Below are 14,373 nucleotides of genomic sequence, written 5' to 3'. Positions count from 1 at the left end.
TAGGTCAGCTCTCGATGAGCTCAGGGGATTTCGCCGTGACCGCAGGCATGGTGATCGACCGCAGCAGGACGGCGGTGAGCACGGCCCCGGCGATCAGAAACGCTGCCACGTATCCGGCCAGGCCGATCCAGCCTCCCATCGCGAACGCGACGCCACCACAGGCCCCTACGATCGAACTCCCGAGGTAGTAACCGAGCAGATAGAGCGAGGAGGCCTCGGCTCGGTGATCGGTGGCGCGGGCACTGACCCACCCGCTGGCCACCGAATGAGCCGCGAAGAACCCGGCGGTGAAGAGGAAGATGCCTGCCAGAACCGTTGGCAGCCAATCGGGAACGCTGAGCGCCAACCCGGCCACCATCACGCACATCGCGGTCACCAGCACACGTTCTCGTCCCCAGGAATCCGACAACCTGCCCGCCACGGCTGAGGATGCGGTTCCGGCGAGGTAGAGCGTGAACACCAGTCCGGCCAGAACTGCCGGCAGATCGAACGGGTCGGCGAGCAGGCGGTAACCGAGAAAGTTGTACACCGCGACGAACCCGCCCATCAGCACAAACGCGAGCCCGAACAAACACAGGAGCGGGACGTCGCGCAGGTGGATGGCGAGGTTCTGCAGTGTCCGCCTCGGCGAGATCGGTTGTGGCCGAAATTGTTTGGACGGCGGCACCAAGCGCGAGAACATCGCCGCGAACACAAGCGCAACGGCGGAGGCAACCTCCAGCGCCCACTGCCATGCCGTGACGTCGACCACGAGGGTGGGGATCAGGCGCCCGGTCAGGCCTCCGATCGTGGTGCCGGAGACGTAGATCCCCATCGCCGTGCCCAGCGATCGGGCGTCGATCTCCTCGGCGAGGTAGGCCATGGCCACTGCTGGAACTCCTGCGCAGAGGATTCCCTGGACTGCGCGTCCCGCCAGCAGCAGTTCGAACGTCGGGCTCCACGGCAGCACCACGCCCAGCGCAGCGGCTGAGACCGCCGACACGGTCATCACCCGCACTCTGCCGAACCGCTCCGACAGCACGCTGGCGGGCACGATCGCCACGGCGAGAAGACCTGTGGTGACGGAGACGGCCAGTGCCGAGACGGCCGGCGAAACCCCGTAGTGGTCCGAGAACATCGGCAGCAGACCCTGCACGTAGTACAGCGTCATGAAGGTCGCCATCCCAGCGGTGAACAGCGCGAACGCAGTTCTGCGGTAGCCGCGCTCGCCGGTCCGATATCCGGCGCGGGGCGGGATCGGGCGGGGACGGCTGATCGGCGAGCGGGTCACCGAACCCAGGTTTCCACTAGTGGGCCACGAGTGGAAATGAATCATTTGGTGCGTTGTAATACATCAGACGCATAAGGAGGCTCGCATGGCCGACGCCTGGTTCATCACCCTCGCGGAACTCGAGAACACGTCCGCGGCCGCCCGCAAGCTGCATCTGACGCAACCCACGTTGTCGCGGATGCTCGGCAGGCTCGAACGAGAGCTCGGGGTGGAATTGTTCGACCGGCACGCCAAGCGGCTCAAGCTCAACGCCTACGGCCAGATCTACCTAGGGCATCTGCGCCGGGCCGTCGCCGAGATGGACGCCGCCCGCCACGAGATCGCCGACCGAGCCGGCCCGGTCGAAGGGTCCATCGACCTGGGCTTCCTGCACTCCTTCGGGGTCTGGCTGGTGCCGACCCTGATCGGGGAGTTCCGGCGCCAGATGTCGCCCCGGGTCGCCTTCACCCTCACCCAGGGAGCGGCCGAATCCATCCTCGACCGGGTGGTCGCGGGGCCGGCCGACCTCGCCATCGTGTCGCCGCGACCACGGAGCAACGATGTGGGGTGGGCGTCCATCATGCGTCAGCGCCTGGCCCTCGCGGTACCCGCCGACCATCCGTTTGCGGTCCGCGACGAGATCGCCATGACCGAGGCGCGCGACGAGTCGTTTGTCGCCATGGGGCCGACGTTCGGTATGCGACGGATCCTCGAGGAGCTGTGTGCTGAGGCGGACTTCCGGCCGCAGATCACCTTCGAGGCCACCGAACTGGGGACGGTCGCAGGCTTCGTCGCCGCGGGCCTCGGGGTTGCGGTGATACCGGTCGAGGACAACCCGCAGCTGCCCGCGGGCCTCACCCTGCTCCCACTGACCGGTGACCGCAGCTCCCGCGACGTCGGGCTGATCTGGCATCGCGACCGGGCGATGACGCCGGTTGCCAGACGATTCCGCGACTACGTGACCGAATGGGCGGCCGAGCGCCGGTGATTGGTCGTTTCATCCGTGCGCCCTGAGCAGTTCAAGAAATTTCCGGCCAAGTGTTTTTACGCACCATCGACTGGGTAGGGGAATTCCATGACCGAGATCGGAGAGCCAAGCGATACCCAGCCCGTCGAAGATGTGCTCGAGCAGCAGCAAGACGTGGACCCCGAGCAGGCCGACGTTGCCGAAGACGCCGGTGGCAGTGGGCCGCTCGACGCGGACCCAGCTGACGTCCAGGAACAGGAACAAGTGGTGACCGCACCGCTGGAAGACGAGTACCGCGAGGACTGACCGGATCAGCGGAGCGTCCGCGCCGAGCGAAGGGGATGGCGGGCAGCGCGTGCGCTGCCCGCCACCGGTCAATCGGCGCTGGTTGTTGCCCCGAGGAGGTCGCGTACCCGGTTGGCGACCGCGATGAACTCGGGTCGTTCCATGGTTGCGCTGTAGTCGCGCTCCGCCGGAAGGTCGACGTCGAGGATCTCCACGATGCGACCGGGCCGCGGACTCATCACCACCACTCGATTCGCGAGATACACCGCTTCGGCGACCGAGTGGGTCACAAGCATCACGGTGGTGCCGGTCTCCCGCCAGATCCGATGGAGTTCGACGTTCATCCGCTCACGAGTGAGCGCATCCAACGCACCGAAGGGTTCGTCCATCAGCAGCACCTCGGGCTCGTGCAACAGCGCCCGGCACAGGGAGACGCGTTGCTGCATACCACCGGACAACTCATGGGGGAGTGCGCCCTCGAAACCGGTGAGTCCGGTCATCTCGATCAGCTGATCCGCTTTCGCCGCGGCAGCGCGTTTGTTCATGCCGCGCATCTCGGCCTGGATCAAGATGTTCTTGCGAACGGTCCGCCACTCGAGAAGGGCCGCTCGCTGGAAGACATAGCCGATGCCCCTCTGCGGGCCTTTGACCTCGCTGCCGCGCAGCCGCACACTGCCGTGAGATGCGTTGGTAAGTCCCGCAACCACTTTCAGCAACGTCGACTTTCCGCAACCGGACGGTCCGGCGATCGTGACGAACTCGCCTTCACGCACGTGCAACTGCACGTCGTCGAGTGCGGTGACCTCACCGCGCTTGGAGGAGAAGTGCACGCTCAAGTTCTCGACGGATACTGCGGAATCGGTCACGGTGTTCGGGGGTTCGATCGTCGTGGCATTCATCGTCGCTCACTCACTTGGTATCGGTGGGGGTGAAGGCCGAATCCCAGTACTGCGAGGGTTCGCCGGCGTTCTCGAGTAGACCGGAGTCGCTCAGCACAGCGATCGTCGCGGCCCAGTCTTCGTCGGTGTTCACTCCGGGTGCCTCACCTTTGGTGCCGGCGGTCGAGAGCAGCGGAATGGTTTCCGTCCACTGCTGCAGCAGAACTTCCTTCGGCGGCATCTGGGGATCCTTGCCCTCCATCGCGGCCACTGCCGCCTCGGGATTGGCCGCGGCGGCGGTGAAGGCTTCGCTGGTGGCGTCGACCATTGCCTGCACCAGCTCGGGTGAGCTCTCGATCATTCCGTTGTTGGCGATCAGGCCGTTGCTGTAAAAGTTCAGGCCCACATCGGAATAGCGGAGGTAACGCATGTCACGCCCGCTCTTGTTGGCGATGGTCGGGCCCTGGTCATGTGCGAATCCGATGAGCCCGTCGACCTTTCCTGACAACATGGCCGCGACCTTGCCGGCGGCGTCGAGGCTCTGTTGCTTCACCTGATCGGCGGGCACGCCGGCCTTTTCGAGGTAGATCGGGAACGTGGTGGTCGGGGCGTCGCCTGCCGAGACTGCGATGGTCTTGCCGGCCAGGTCGGCTGGTTTCGTGATGCCGGAATCGGCGTAGACCTGCACCGCCGATGGCGTTGTCTGCAAGAACACCCCGACGCTCTTGATCTTGACGCCCTTGCCGATGTTGCTCACCACGGCAGGGGTGTCGGCCCAGCCGAAGTCGGTCTGGTTCGAACCGGCGGCCTGCGCGGTCTTGGTCGATCCCTGCCCGGCCTTGATCGTGAGGTCGATTCCGTGTTTGGCGAAAATGCCCTCCTGCACCCCGTAATAGAACGGAGCATGCTCGCCGTAGGGGTACCAGTTGAGCATCAGCGATGTCGCGGTGGCCTGGCCGTCGGCGCCGGGCTTCTTCTCCGCGGCTCCACCACCGCAGCCGGCGAGCGCGAGTGTCATCGCAATGGCCGCGACCACAAGGGTTTTCAGTTTCATGTTCAATCTCCGTTGAGTGAGGTTCGAGTGTTTCAGACGGCCGACGCGCCGACAGAGGCGGTAGATCGGCGTGAGGCATGCCATGGGATGAGCAGCTTCTCGGCGAGCTCGATGATCATGAACAGGATGATCCCGAGCAGCGACATGATGATCAGCGCCGCGAACAGCATTGCGGTGTCGATGTTTCCGTTGGCCTGCAAGATTACGTAGCCCAGACCCTCGTTGGCCCCCACGAACTCGCCGACCACGGCGCCGGTGACGGCGAGCGTCGCAGCGATCTTCAGTCCGGACAAGAGCTGTGGAAGAGAGGCAGGAAAGCGCACCTTGGCGAAGGTCTTCCAGCGTCCGGCGCCCATCGTGGAGGTGAGCTCGACGATCTCCGGGTCCACCGAGCGCAGACCGGCCATCCCGGAGATGACGATGGGGAAGAACGCCATCAGCACGGCGACAAGGATTTTGGGGCTGGGTCCGAAGCCGAGCCACACCACGAACAGCGGTGCGATCGCGATCTTCGGGATGACCTGTGCGAAGAGGATCAGAGGGTACATCGTCTTCTCGACGCTCGGAGAGTAGAGCATCATCACCGCGACTGCTTCGCCGATCACGGCGGCGATGAGGAAGCCGGCGACGGTTTCGTAGGTGGTGACCCAGGTGTGGGTGGTGAGGTACGAAGCGTTGTCCACCATCGTCTGCCAGGTGTCGCCCGGTGACGGAAGGATGTACGGCGCAACCAGTTCGAACTTGGTCACCGCCCACCAGGCGGCGACGAGCACCGCTACCAGGGCGAGCGGCCGCCAAAGGCCGGACCAAGTATTTCGGAACGAGGGAAACCGTCGGTGACGCGTCGGCGTGAGGGGTGACGCCTGCAACGCAGCAGAACGGATCTCGACCGACGTTGTTACCGCCATTAGGAGTCCTAAAGCTAGTAGTGATGCAGACCGAGGTCCGCGGGAATGCGCTTTCCGAAGCTGAGGTCAACGTAATGTGATCGCGACCACACTGTCAATAGGCTGGAAGGAATCAGCTGCTCAAGGCGCTGCTGTGACGCAAGATCACGGTGCCCGGAACGAACTCGTGGGCACACTGCCCAGCGGCTGCTTCGTCGAGAGCCAGATCCACTGCACGCCGGCCGATGTCGACCAACGACAGGGCGACTGTGGACAGGCTGGGGACATGATCGCGCAGGGTGGGGATGTCGTCGAAACCCGCCACGCAGACATGTTCGGGCACACTGAGTCCCAGCTCGCGCCATGCCGCGATGGCACCTATCGCCATCACGTCGGTGACCGCGAAAACGCAGGGTGGCCGGCCTCGAGGACTCTGCGGACTGATTTCCAGCGCCGCGGCGAGTCGTCGTGCCGCACTGTAGCCGCCGTCTCGGGAGAAGTCGCCCGACACTTCGATGATCGGGCTGAGCCCGTGTCTGCTCAAGGTGTCGACGAATCCGTTCCGGCGGTCGACCGACGTGCGGATGTTGCCCGGCCCGCCGATGATGGCGAATGTGCGATGCCCGTGCTGGTAGAGCGCCTCTGCCAATTGCCCTGATGCCGACCAATTCTCAGGCTCGACGGCGGCGCCGAACGACAGCGGTTGGCCGATGACGACCACCTTGCCGCCGTTCTCGCGATAGACCGCGAACTCCTTCTCGAGGTCGCGATCGAGGTCTCCGCTCTGGCGAGACCCAGCCAGGATGATGGCGTCTGCCCGGTGGGAGATGAACGTGCTGACCGACTGCCGCTCGACATCGAAGTCGCGTTCGGTGCTGGCGAGCAACACCAGCTTCCCTGCTGCCCGGGCCTGCGCCTGAACGCCCCGGACGATGGAGGAGAAGTACGGGTCGGCAACATCGTGCACCACCAGGCCGATCAGTCCGGTCGATGACCGCGCCAACGCCTGGGCCTGCGCATTTGGGACGTACCCCAGCTCGGCGGCGGCAGCGCGAACACGGTCGGCAACACCCACGCCGGGAACGCGTGCGGACCCGTTGAGCACCCGCGAAGCGGTTGCCTGCGAGACGCCCGCGGCCGCCGCGACGTCCTGCAATCTCACCGCCGCCATCTCAACGACCTTTCGCCTCTGCATCGGCTCGATGTGCCTATTGACCAATCGTTGAGAGCAGCATAGCTTGGAAAGCGCATTCCGAAGCTGAGTTGTGAAATCCACTCGGGTGACCTTTCCCGCCCGTGTGTTCCCGTCCATCCCTTTCAGCTCTGCCGCGCCCCGGGCCGGCCGCCGATCGAGCATCGGCTGTTCAAAGAAAAGGCATTCTCATGTCCACCTCGACTCGTACCCTGCGCATCGCCATGAATGGCGTCACCGGCCGCATGGGCTACCGCCAGCACCTCATGCGATCGATACTTCCCATTCGTGACTCCGGCGGCCTGCTCCTGGCTGACGGTAGCCGCGTCCAGCTCGAACCGATCCTCGTCGGGCGCAACGAGGCAAAACTGCAGGAACTGTGTTCTCTGCACGGCATCGCCGAATACAGCACCGACGCATCGGCGGTCATCCACGATCCGAGCACCGACATCTACTTCGACGCCCAGGTGACGTCGCGGCGGGCAGAGGCGCTGGCCGCCGCGATGAAGGCGGGCAAGCACATCTACACCGAGAAGCCGACCGCCGAGACGCTCACGCAGGCTGTCGAACTCGCCCGTATCGGGGAGAACGCCGGGGTCACCACCGGTGTCGTCCACGACAAGCTCTATCTCCCAGGGCTGGTCAAACTGCGTCGCCTCGTCGATGAGGGATTCTTCGGACGGATCCTCTCTCTTCGGGGCGAGTTCGGCTACTGGGTGTTCGAGGGCGACGGTCAACCGGCGCAGCGTCCCAGCTGGAACTACCGTGCCGAAGACGGTGGCGGCATCGTCGTGGACATGTTCTGTCACTGGAACTACGTCCTCGAGAACATCCTCGGCAAAGTCGAGTCCGTCACAGCCAAAGCTGTCACCCACGTCCCCGTTCGATGGGACGAAGACGGCAACGAATACCCGGCCACTGCCGACGACGCCGCATACGGAATCTTTGAGATGGAGAACGGCGTTGTGGCACAGATCAACTCGGCGTGGACAGTGCGGGTTCATCGCGATGAGCTGGTCGAATTCCAGGTGGACGGCACGCATGGTTCAGCTGTTGCGGGATTGCGAAACTGTGTCGCCCAACACCGATCCCACACACCCAAACCCGTCTGGAACCCCGACCTGCCGGTGACCGAACCCTTCCGGGACCAATGGCTCGACGTGCCCGCCAATGCCGACCTCGACAACGGGTTCAAGCTGCAATGGGAAGAGTTCTTACGAGACGTCATCGCCGAGCGTCCGCATCGGTACGGACTGTTGTCGGCAGCCCGCGGTGTGCAACTGGCCGAACTCGGCCTGCGGAGCTCGGCCGAGGGCCGCCGTCTCGCCGTGCCGGAGATCACGCTGTGACCGTCACCGATGCGCACCTGTCCATTGCTCTGCCGGGCAGGGGCAATCATGTGCTCGCCGAACCCGGGGAATGGACGAAGCCGTCATCGCCCATCACCTCTCGCAAGGTGTACGCGGCAGCCCATGTGATCCCACGCGCGACGGCAGACAACACACCCGGTGCACCCGCCGACATCGACTGGGAGGCCACGCTTTCCTATCGACACGAGTTGTGGTCGTACGGACTCGGGGTCGCTGACGCAATGGACACAGCGCAGCGGGGCATGGGCCTCGACTGGTCGGCGACTGCCGAGTTGATCAGACGGTCGGGTGCCGAGGCGACCGCCGCCGGGGGCATGCTCGCATGCGGTGCAGGCACCGATCAGCTCGACATCGACACTCTCCCATCGGGAGCCGCCGGTCTCACCGCAGTCCTGGACGCCTATCGCGAACAGATCGCCGTGGTCGGTGAGTCGGGCGCCACGATCATCATCATGGCGTCGCGGGCACTGGCTCGGGTGGCGCAATCGCCCGACGACTACGTATCCGTGTACACCACGCTGCTGTCCGAGGTGGATTGTCCGGTGATACTGCACTGGCTCGGCACCATGTTCGACCCTGCGTTGCAAGGCTATTGGGGCAGTGACGACGTCGAGGAGGCGACGGCCGTGTTCCGTGGGCTCATCGAGGCCAACAGCACGAAGGTCGACGGCGTCAAGGTCTCCTTGCTCGATGCGCAGCACGAGATAGCGCTCCGGCGCACGCTACCGCCGAACGTGCGGATGTACACCGGCGACGACTTCAACTACCCGCGGTTGATCATCGGTGACGAACGTGGTCACTCCGACGCTTTGCTCGGCATCTTCGCGGGTATCTATCCGGCAGCGTCCACCGCTCTGCAGGAGCTCGACCGCGGGAATGTCCGACGCGCAGAACAAATCTTGAGGTCCACCGAGGACCTCGGTCGCCATATCTTCACTTCGCCCACCTACTACTACAAGACCGGAATCGCGTTCCTGTCATGGTTACGCGGCAGACAGTCCGGGTTCTCGATGGTTGGCGGGCTGGCCTCCGGGAGAAGCGTGGAGCATCTGACGACCTTGTTCGTCCTGGCCGACAAGGCGGGATTGCTCACCGACCCGGAGCTGGCAATTCATCGTATGGGTCTGTACCTCGAACTGAACGGAGTCCGATCGTGACGACCACAGCCGTACAGACATCTCCCTACGACCTCGACAATCCCTACGCGACACTGTCTCTGAACACCAAGACCGTCAACTCGTGGACATTGGCAGAAGCTGTGGACGGGGCGGCCAGTGCCGGCCTCGGCGCAGTCGGTCTGTGGCGAGATCGGGTACAAGAGGCCGGCCTCGCCTCTTCGGCGAAGCATATTGCGGACGCGGGCCTTCGGGTGTCGAGTCTGTGTCGGGGCGGATTCATGACCGGTGTGCTCGATGACGGTCTCGACGACAATCGTCGCGCACTCGATGAGGCCGCCGAACTCGGGGCTCCCGAGCTGGTGATGGTGATGGGCGGTCTGCCGGACCGCGATCTCATCGGGGCACGCGCGCGAGTGGAAGACCGTCTGGCGCAGCTGGTTCCCTACGCGATTGACCGTGGTGTCCGCATCGCGCTCGAACCGTTGCATCCCATGTTTGCTGCCGATCGGGCGGTGATTTCCACCCTGGGACAGGCGTTGTCGATGGCATCACCGCACCCCGTCGAAGCCGTGGGAGTCGTTGTGGACACCTTCCACGTCTGGTGGGATCCGGAGCTGTACAACAAGATTCGGCAGGCCGGGAAAGAGGGCAGGATCAGCTCCTACCAGGTGTGTGACTGGTTGGTGCCGATGGAAGCCGACCCCTTGCTCTCGCGCGGAATGATGGGTGACGGAGTCATCGATTTCGACACCATCGGAACGTGGGTGCGAGCGGCCGGCTATCAGGGCGATGTCGAAGTGGAGATCTTCAACGAGAAAGTGTGGTCAACCGACGGCCACCAGGTGATCGAGAACATGAAACAGCGGTACCGCGATCTCGTCTTGCCGCCGCTGGCCGGATGAGAGTTCTGATCGCGCCCGACTCGTTCAAGGGGTCGCTTGGCGCAGTGGACGTCGCGCAGGCCTTGAGCAGAGGTTGGGCCCGGGCGCGCCCGGGCGACGAACTCGTCTTCATGCCACAGGCTGACGGCGGTGAGGGAACGCTGGCGGTAATTGCCCAAGCGGTCGGAGATGCCACGTGGTCCGCCCACGACACGGCAACCGGTCCCCACGGGCGTCCGGTGTCAGCCCGCTGGCTGAACATGCCTGACGGTCGCGCTGTGGTGGAGCTCGCCGAGTCGTCGGGAATCGCCTACCTCGATCGGCTCGACCCCCTCGGCGCGACGTCTCGCGGACTCGGCGAGGTGATCCGGCGCACCGACTGTTCGAGACTGACTGTGGCGCTGGGCGGTTCCGCCTCGACGGACGGAGGATTGGGTGCTCTACGTGCGCTTGGCCTCGAAGTCTTCGACCGGGCGGGCAGGCCGGTTCCCGAAGGCGGGGCGGGTCTCCTCGTGGCCGAGCGTGTCGACACGTCCTCGTTACTGAGTCCACCGGCCGACGTCGAGCTGCTTGCCGACACCTCTGCCGTGCTGTTCGGTCCGGCGGGAGCGGCGAGCGTGTTCGGGCCACAGAAAGGCGCCGATGCACAGATCGTTGAAGAGCTGGACCGGGGACTGCGTCGATGGGTGGATCTGTTGGCCGACGCCGGGCTCGCTGCCGATCCGTCGATGCCCGGAATGGGCGCGGCGGGGGGCGTCGCATTCGGCCTGGCGGCGGCGTGGCGAGCACGGATCACCCCAGGTGCAGCGCGGGTGTGCGGCCTGACCGGTCTCACGTCGGCCGCGCCGGAAGCGGATCTGATCATCACCGGCGAGGGCAGGTTCGACCACACATCGCTCACCGGCAAGATCGTTGGGCACATCGTCTCCCTCGCCGCTGAAAGCCACGTCTCGGTGGTAGTGGTTGCCGGCCAGGTCGACGCGGGTATCGACGTGCCGACCTATTCGCTGACGGAAATGGCAGGTTCCACAACGCAAGCGATGAAGGCCCCGTCGTACTGGCTGACCGAAATCGGCCGACGAGCAGCTCAACGCGCAGCCGAACTCGTGCACCAGGCGTGACCCGACTCGACAAGACTCACTCGCTCACCGTCGTGCCACGAGCACACCCCGCGCGACCAGATCGGTGGTGGCCACCATCGCGCACGAGCTCACCGCCAGGATGGAGATGAGCACGAAGAGCTGCATCACAGCGGCGTCGGTGGTGGACGCGCCGCCCAGCACCATTCCCACGAACGCACCGGGAATGGTGACCAACCCGACCGTCCGGGTCTGGTCGAGGGCGGGGATCAGGGCCGTGGACGCAGCGGTGCGACAAATCTCCATCCGCGCCTGATGATTCGACAGCCCGAGCGACATCGCGGCCTCCACCTCACCGCGTCGCGACGTCAGTTCGTCCAGAGCGCGGCGACCAGTCAACGAGGTGGTGTTCATCGCGCCGCCGATCATGATGCCGGCGCTCGGTATCAGCGCGAGACCGGTTGCGGGTAGCACGCCCACGACAATCAATGCGCTCACCACCACATTTGATGGTGCGGCGACCGGCAGCAGTAATCGGGCTGTCTCGGACATCGTCGGACGACGGCCGATCACCCGGCCCGCCGCCGTCCAGGCGGCCACCAGAGCCATCAGCACCACGAATCCGGCGGACAACCAGATGTGACGGACAAGCAGTCCCAGCACCACCGCCAGCAGACCGAGCTGAACGGCCGCACGCACCGACGACCAGGCCACGGCGCGTTCGTGCCCGGCGCGGCCCAGATAAGTGACCGCGACCGCCACGACGGCCAGCAGCACCACAGCGACGGCCAGCGCCGGCCCGATTCGGACGACCGTGTCGGACAACGGGATCGACCTCCTGCCCAGATGACATCTGTCATGCCGATCTCGTGACATTAGCCGTGGGTGACGGACCGCGGTGGCCCGCAGGCTGTAAACCATGAACACAACGGCGCTCGAACTGAGCGGATTGACAAAGACATTCGACTCGGCGGGCGGGCCTGTGCGCGCCGTGGACGGCATCGATCTCCGTATCGCGGCCGGCGAGATGGTCGCGTTTCTGGGGCCCAATGGCGCAGGTAAGACCACAACCATCGACATGATGCTGGGACTCTCGACACCCGACTCGGGAACGGTCAGCATCTTCGGCCAGAACCCGGTGACGGCCGCCGGCGACGGACGGATTGCTGCGGTGCTGCAGACAGGCGGGTTGCTCCCCGACTTCACCGTCGCCGAGACCGTCCGCATCGTCGCAGGAACGTTCGGCGACGCTGCCGCTGCCGCGGAGGTCATCGAGCGCGCACAGCTGACCGGGATCGCGGACCGCAAGGTCTCGAAATGTTCTGGCGGCGAACAGCAACGACTCAAGTTCGCGCTGGCCCTGTTGCCCGACCCAGACCTCATCGTGCTGGACGAACCGACGGCAGGCATGGACGTGGAGTCTCGACGATCCTTCTGGGCGACGATGCGTGCTGATGCCCGCCGGGGCCGCACCGTGGTGTTCGCCACGCACTACCTCGAGGAAGCGGATGCTTTCGCCGACCGCATCGTGATGGTGGCCAACGGGCGCATAGTCGCGGACGGTTCGGTTGCGAGTATTCGTGCGCAGGCCAGTGGACGCAGCGTCTCGGCGTTGATGTCGCCGAGCGATGTCGCCCGGACGCAGGCCGCGTTCGGAGATCTCGCCGAGGTCGGCGAGCGGGGCGGACGGACCATTCTTCGCACTGAAAAGTCAGATGACCTGGCGCGCTTCCTTCTCACGCAGACAGGTGCGCGCGATGTCGAAATCGGCTCGCGCAACCTCGAAGACGCATTTGTCGCACTCACCTCGGACCACGACCGGACCCCCGAAAGGATCACCCTGTGACCACCCTGACCGACACTCACATCGCGTCGCCCCTCCGGGGCTTTACGGCCACGTACATACGCCTCGACCTGCGGCGGGTCCTGCGCAACCGGCGGGCGATGATCTTCACCCTGGCCATCCCGACGCTGATGTACGTGATCTTCGGGGCCACCACCGACTACGGCAGCGGCCGGATCGGCAGTGCCGACACCGCGGCCTACGTCATGGTGCACATGGGAATCTATGGCGCGATCCTCGCGACAACCACCACCGCGGCCTCGGTGGCCTCCGAGCAGCAAGCCGGGTGGACGAGGACCCTGCGTATGACGCCGCTGACACCGCTGGGATACGTGATGTCGAAGGTGACGGTGGCCCTTGCGGTCGCGGCGATGCCCTTGGTCTTGCTCTCTGCGGTCGGCCTGGCCACCGGAGCCAGCGCACCGGCAGACCAATGGGTGTTGTGTGTGGTGCTGGGGTGGCTGGGCTCCGGGGTGTTCGCGGCATTCGGCCTGGCAGTCGGCAGTGCGCTTCGATCGGACGGGGCGACCCAGGTGCTCGGCGGTGTGCTGACGCTGCTGGCTTTCGCCGGCAACCTTTTTGTGCCGCTCAAGGGCGCGATGCTGACGTTCTCGATGTTCACCCCGATGTTCGGCGTGAGCACGCTGGCGGGCTACCCGATGACCGGCGGCGACACCGTCTACGGCGAGCACATCTCGCTGTGGGTCTGTGTGGGGAACGTCGCGGTCTGGGCAGCTGTCTTCGGGTTCGCGGCAGTTCGCTGTTATCGGCGGAGCACTTCCCGCCGGTGAGTAGTTTGATCAGGACACCATCAGTGCACAGAAATGGGAGACCACGATGTCGTTGACCGCTCTGCTCGAAGTGACCTTCAAGCCCGAAGCCCTGTCAGACGCCAAGGAGCTCATGACAAAGGTTCTCGCCGACACACGTGCGTTCGACGGGTGCGAGGGCGTCGAGGTGCTGGTCGACAGCGCTGATCCGAATCATTGGATGATCGTGGAGCGTTGGGAATCGGAGAAGCACGACGCTGCCTACCGCGAGTTCCGGGCAGGTCCGGGTGCCATCACCGAGCTCGGCCCGCTGCTTGCCGGCGCTCCCGGCCTGACGAAGTACGAGACCGACACCAGCGTGTAGCCCGCAGGCGGCGCCGATCGATGGTGGACATCGAAAACGGAAACGTGTTCTAGTTCTCCGATGGTGCAATTTCTGCAGGAAGATCTGAGCGACGACGAGATCGCGCGGTTGCGCGGGGTCTTCGAGCCGCTCGCGGTGGCGGTACGAGACCTCGTGGACGCGACGATCCGTACGACGGTCGACGAGGAGACCGTACGCACGGTTCAGTCACAGATCGAGCAGGCCACCGCCCAGCTGAGGACCCAGCAGATCGACGGTTCCTACGGTGTCCGGATAACGCCCTCGGGGTTGTCGATGCCGTGGGGGAACGCCGTCGTCGGAGTCCGAAATGCCCTGGCGCCGCCCCTGAAGATCCACCACGACCGGGAGGGCGAGGCCTGGTCTGAGTTCCACCTCGGCGCCGCATATGAGGGTCCGCCGGGAATGGTGCATGGTG

The 14,373-nt window shown here is 65.0% G+C and carries 15 protein-coding genes and 1 pseudogene; 10 read left to right on the top strand and 6 right to left on the bottom strand.

Annotated elements, in window-relative coordinates; translation table 11 throughout:
- Nucleotides 1–4: 4 nt before the first annotated feature.
- Nucleotides 5–1,279 (bottom strand): MFS transporter, encoded by a 1,275-nt coding sequence (locus tag WIMU1_RS06815; protein ID WP_245969296.1) that lies wholly within the window; start codon nucleotides 1,277–1,279, stop codon nucleotides 5–7.
- A gap of 76 nt (nucleotides 1,280–1,355) precedes the next feature.
- Between WIMU1_RS06815 and WIMU1_RS06810 the strand changes: the two genes are divergently transcribed.
- Nucleotides 1,356–2,237 (top strand): LysR family transcriptional regulator, encoded by an 882-nt coding sequence (locus WIMU1_RS06810; RefSeq protein ID WP_062795986.1) that lies wholly within the window; start codon nucleotides 1,356–1,358, stop codon nucleotides 2,235–2,237.
- A gap of 87 nt (nucleotides 2,238–2,324) precedes the next feature.
- The gene (locus WIMU1_RS06805; RefSeq protein WP_062795984.1) at nucleotides 2,325–2,522 is read left to right on the top strand and encodes a hypothetical protein; all 198 of its coding nucleotides are present in this window, start codon (nucleotides 2,325–2,327) and stop codon (nucleotides 2,520–2,522) included.
- A 68-nt stretch (nucleotides 2,523–2,590) separates the two neighbouring features.
- On the opposite strand, the gene WIMU1_RS06800 is transcribed toward WIMU1_RS06805, so the two are convergent.
- From WIMU1_RS06800 to WIMU1_RS06785, 4 genes are all read right to left on the bottom strand, one after another.
- Complete coding sequence (locus WIMU1_RS06800; protein ID WP_062795982.1) at nucleotides 2,591–3,400, bottom strand: ABC transporter ATP-binding protein; 810 nt, start codon at nucleotides 3,398–3,400, stop codon at nucleotides 2,591–2,593.
- 10 nt (nucleotides 3,401–3,410) lie between these two features.
- Nucleotides 3,411–4,433 carry an ABC transporter substrate-binding protein gene (locus WIMU1_RS06795; protein ID WP_062797369.1) on the bottom strand — a complete coding sequence of 341 codons (1,023 nt, stop codon included), beginning with the start codon at nucleotides 4,431–4,433 and terminating at the stop codon, nucleotides 3,411–3,413.
- Between the two features lie 32 nt (nucleotides 4,434–4,465).
- Nucleotides 4,466–5,341, bottom strand: coding sequence for an ABC transporter permease (locus WIMU1_RS06790; protein ID WP_062795980.1), 876 nt, complete (start codon nucleotides 5,339–5,341; stop codon nucleotides 4,466–4,468).
- Between the two features lie 112 nt (nucleotides 5,342–5,453).
- Nucleotides 5,454–6,491 (bottom strand): LacI family DNA-binding transcriptional regulator, encoded by a 1,038-nt coding sequence (locus tag WIMU1_RS06785; protein WP_031331411.1) that lies wholly within the window; start codon nucleotides 6,489–6,491, stop codon nucleotides 5,454–5,456.
- A 212-nt stretch (nucleotides 6,492–6,703) separates the two neighbouring features.
- Between WIMU1_RS06785 and WIMU1_RS06780 the strand changes: the two genes are divergently transcribed.
- Genes WIMU1_RS06780 through WIMU1_RS06765 form a run of 4 tightly spaced genes read left to right on the top strand, consistent with a single transcriptional unit; the run spans nucleotide 6,704 to nucleotide 11,002 of the window.
- Nucleotides 6,704–7,861 (top strand): Gfo/Idh/MocA family protein, encoded by a 1,158-nt coding sequence (locus WIMU1_RS06780; RefSeq protein ID WP_062795978.1) that lies wholly within the window; start codon nucleotides 6,704–6,706, stop codon nucleotides 7,859–7,861.
- On the top strand, nucleotides 7,858–9,039 hold the full coding sequence (locus tag WIMU1_RS06775) for a dihydrodipicolinate synthase family protein (protein ID WP_062795976.1): 1,182 nt from the start codon (nucleotides 7,858–7,860) through the stop codon (nucleotides 9,037–9,039). The genes WIMU1_RS06780 and WIMU1_RS06775 overlap by 4 nt, the downstream gene beginning before the upstream one ends.
- Entirely contained in the window at nucleotides 9,036–9,902 is an 867-nt protein-coding gene (locus tag WIMU1_RS06770; RefSeq protein WP_062795974.1) for a sugar phosphate isomerase/epimerase family protein, read from the top strand. The genes WIMU1_RS06775 and WIMU1_RS06770 overlap by 4 nt, the downstream gene beginning before the upstream one ends.
- Nucleotides 9,899–11,002 carry a glycerate kinase gene (locus WIMU1_RS06765; protein ID WP_062795972.1) on the top strand — a complete coding sequence of 368 codons (1,104 nt, stop codon included), beginning with the start codon at nucleotides 9,899–9,901 and terminating at the stop codon, nucleotides 11,000–11,002. Before WIMU1_RS06770 ends, WIMU1_RS06765 begins: the two co-directional genes overlap by 4 nt.
- A gap of 24 nt (nucleotides 11,003–11,026) precedes the next feature.
- Here the strand turns inward: WIMU1_RS06765 and WIMU1_RS06760 are convergent, their stop codons facing one another.
- Nucleotides 11,027–11,785 carry an ABC transporter permease gene (locus tag WIMU1_RS06760; RefSeq protein WP_245969197.1) on the bottom strand — a complete coding sequence of 253 codons (759 nt, stop codon included), beginning with the start codon at nucleotides 11,783–11,785 and terminating at the stop codon, nucleotides 11,027–11,029.
- A gap of 94 nt (nucleotides 11,786–11,879) precedes the next feature.
- Here WIMU1_RS06760 and WIMU1_RS06755 point away from each other — a divergent pair, with 94 nt between their 5' ends.
- The 4 genes and pseudogenes from WIMU1_RS06755 to WIMU1_RS06740 all read left to right on the top strand — a co-directional run.
- Nucleotides 11,880–12,806: an ABC transporter ATP-binding protein gene (locus WIMU1_RS06755; RefSeq protein WP_062795968.1), complete on the top strand. Its 927-nt coding sequence runs from the start codon at nucleotides 11,880–11,882 to the stop codon at nucleotides 12,804–12,806.
- Nucleotides 12,803–13,594, top strand: coding sequence for an ABC transporter permease (locus WIMU1_RS06750; protein WP_062795966.1), 792 nt, complete (start codon nucleotides 12,803–12,805; stop codon nucleotides 13,592–13,594). Before WIMU1_RS06755 ends, WIMU1_RS06750 begins: the two co-directional genes overlap by 4 nt.
- Nucleotides 13,595–13,640: 46 nt before the next feature.
- The gene (locus tag WIMU1_RS06745; protein WP_023955154.1) at nucleotides 13,641–13,937 is read left to right on the top strand and encodes a putative quinol monooxygenase; all 297 of its coding nucleotides are present in this window, start codon (nucleotides 13,641–13,643) and stop codon (nucleotides 13,935–13,937) included.
- A gap of 60 nt (nucleotides 13,938–13,997) precedes the next feature.
- A pseudogene (locus WIMU1_RS06740) lies at nucleotides 13,998–14,373 on the top strand (PaaI family thioesterase); the annotation flags it as partial.

Source organism: Williamsia muralis NBRC 105860, from assembly GCF_001598915.1.
GTDB lineage: Bacteria > Actinomycetota > Actinomycetes > Mycobacteriales > Mycobacteriaceae > Williamsia > Williamsia muralis.
This window is presented reverse-complemented; position numbering and strand designations above follow the sequence as displayed.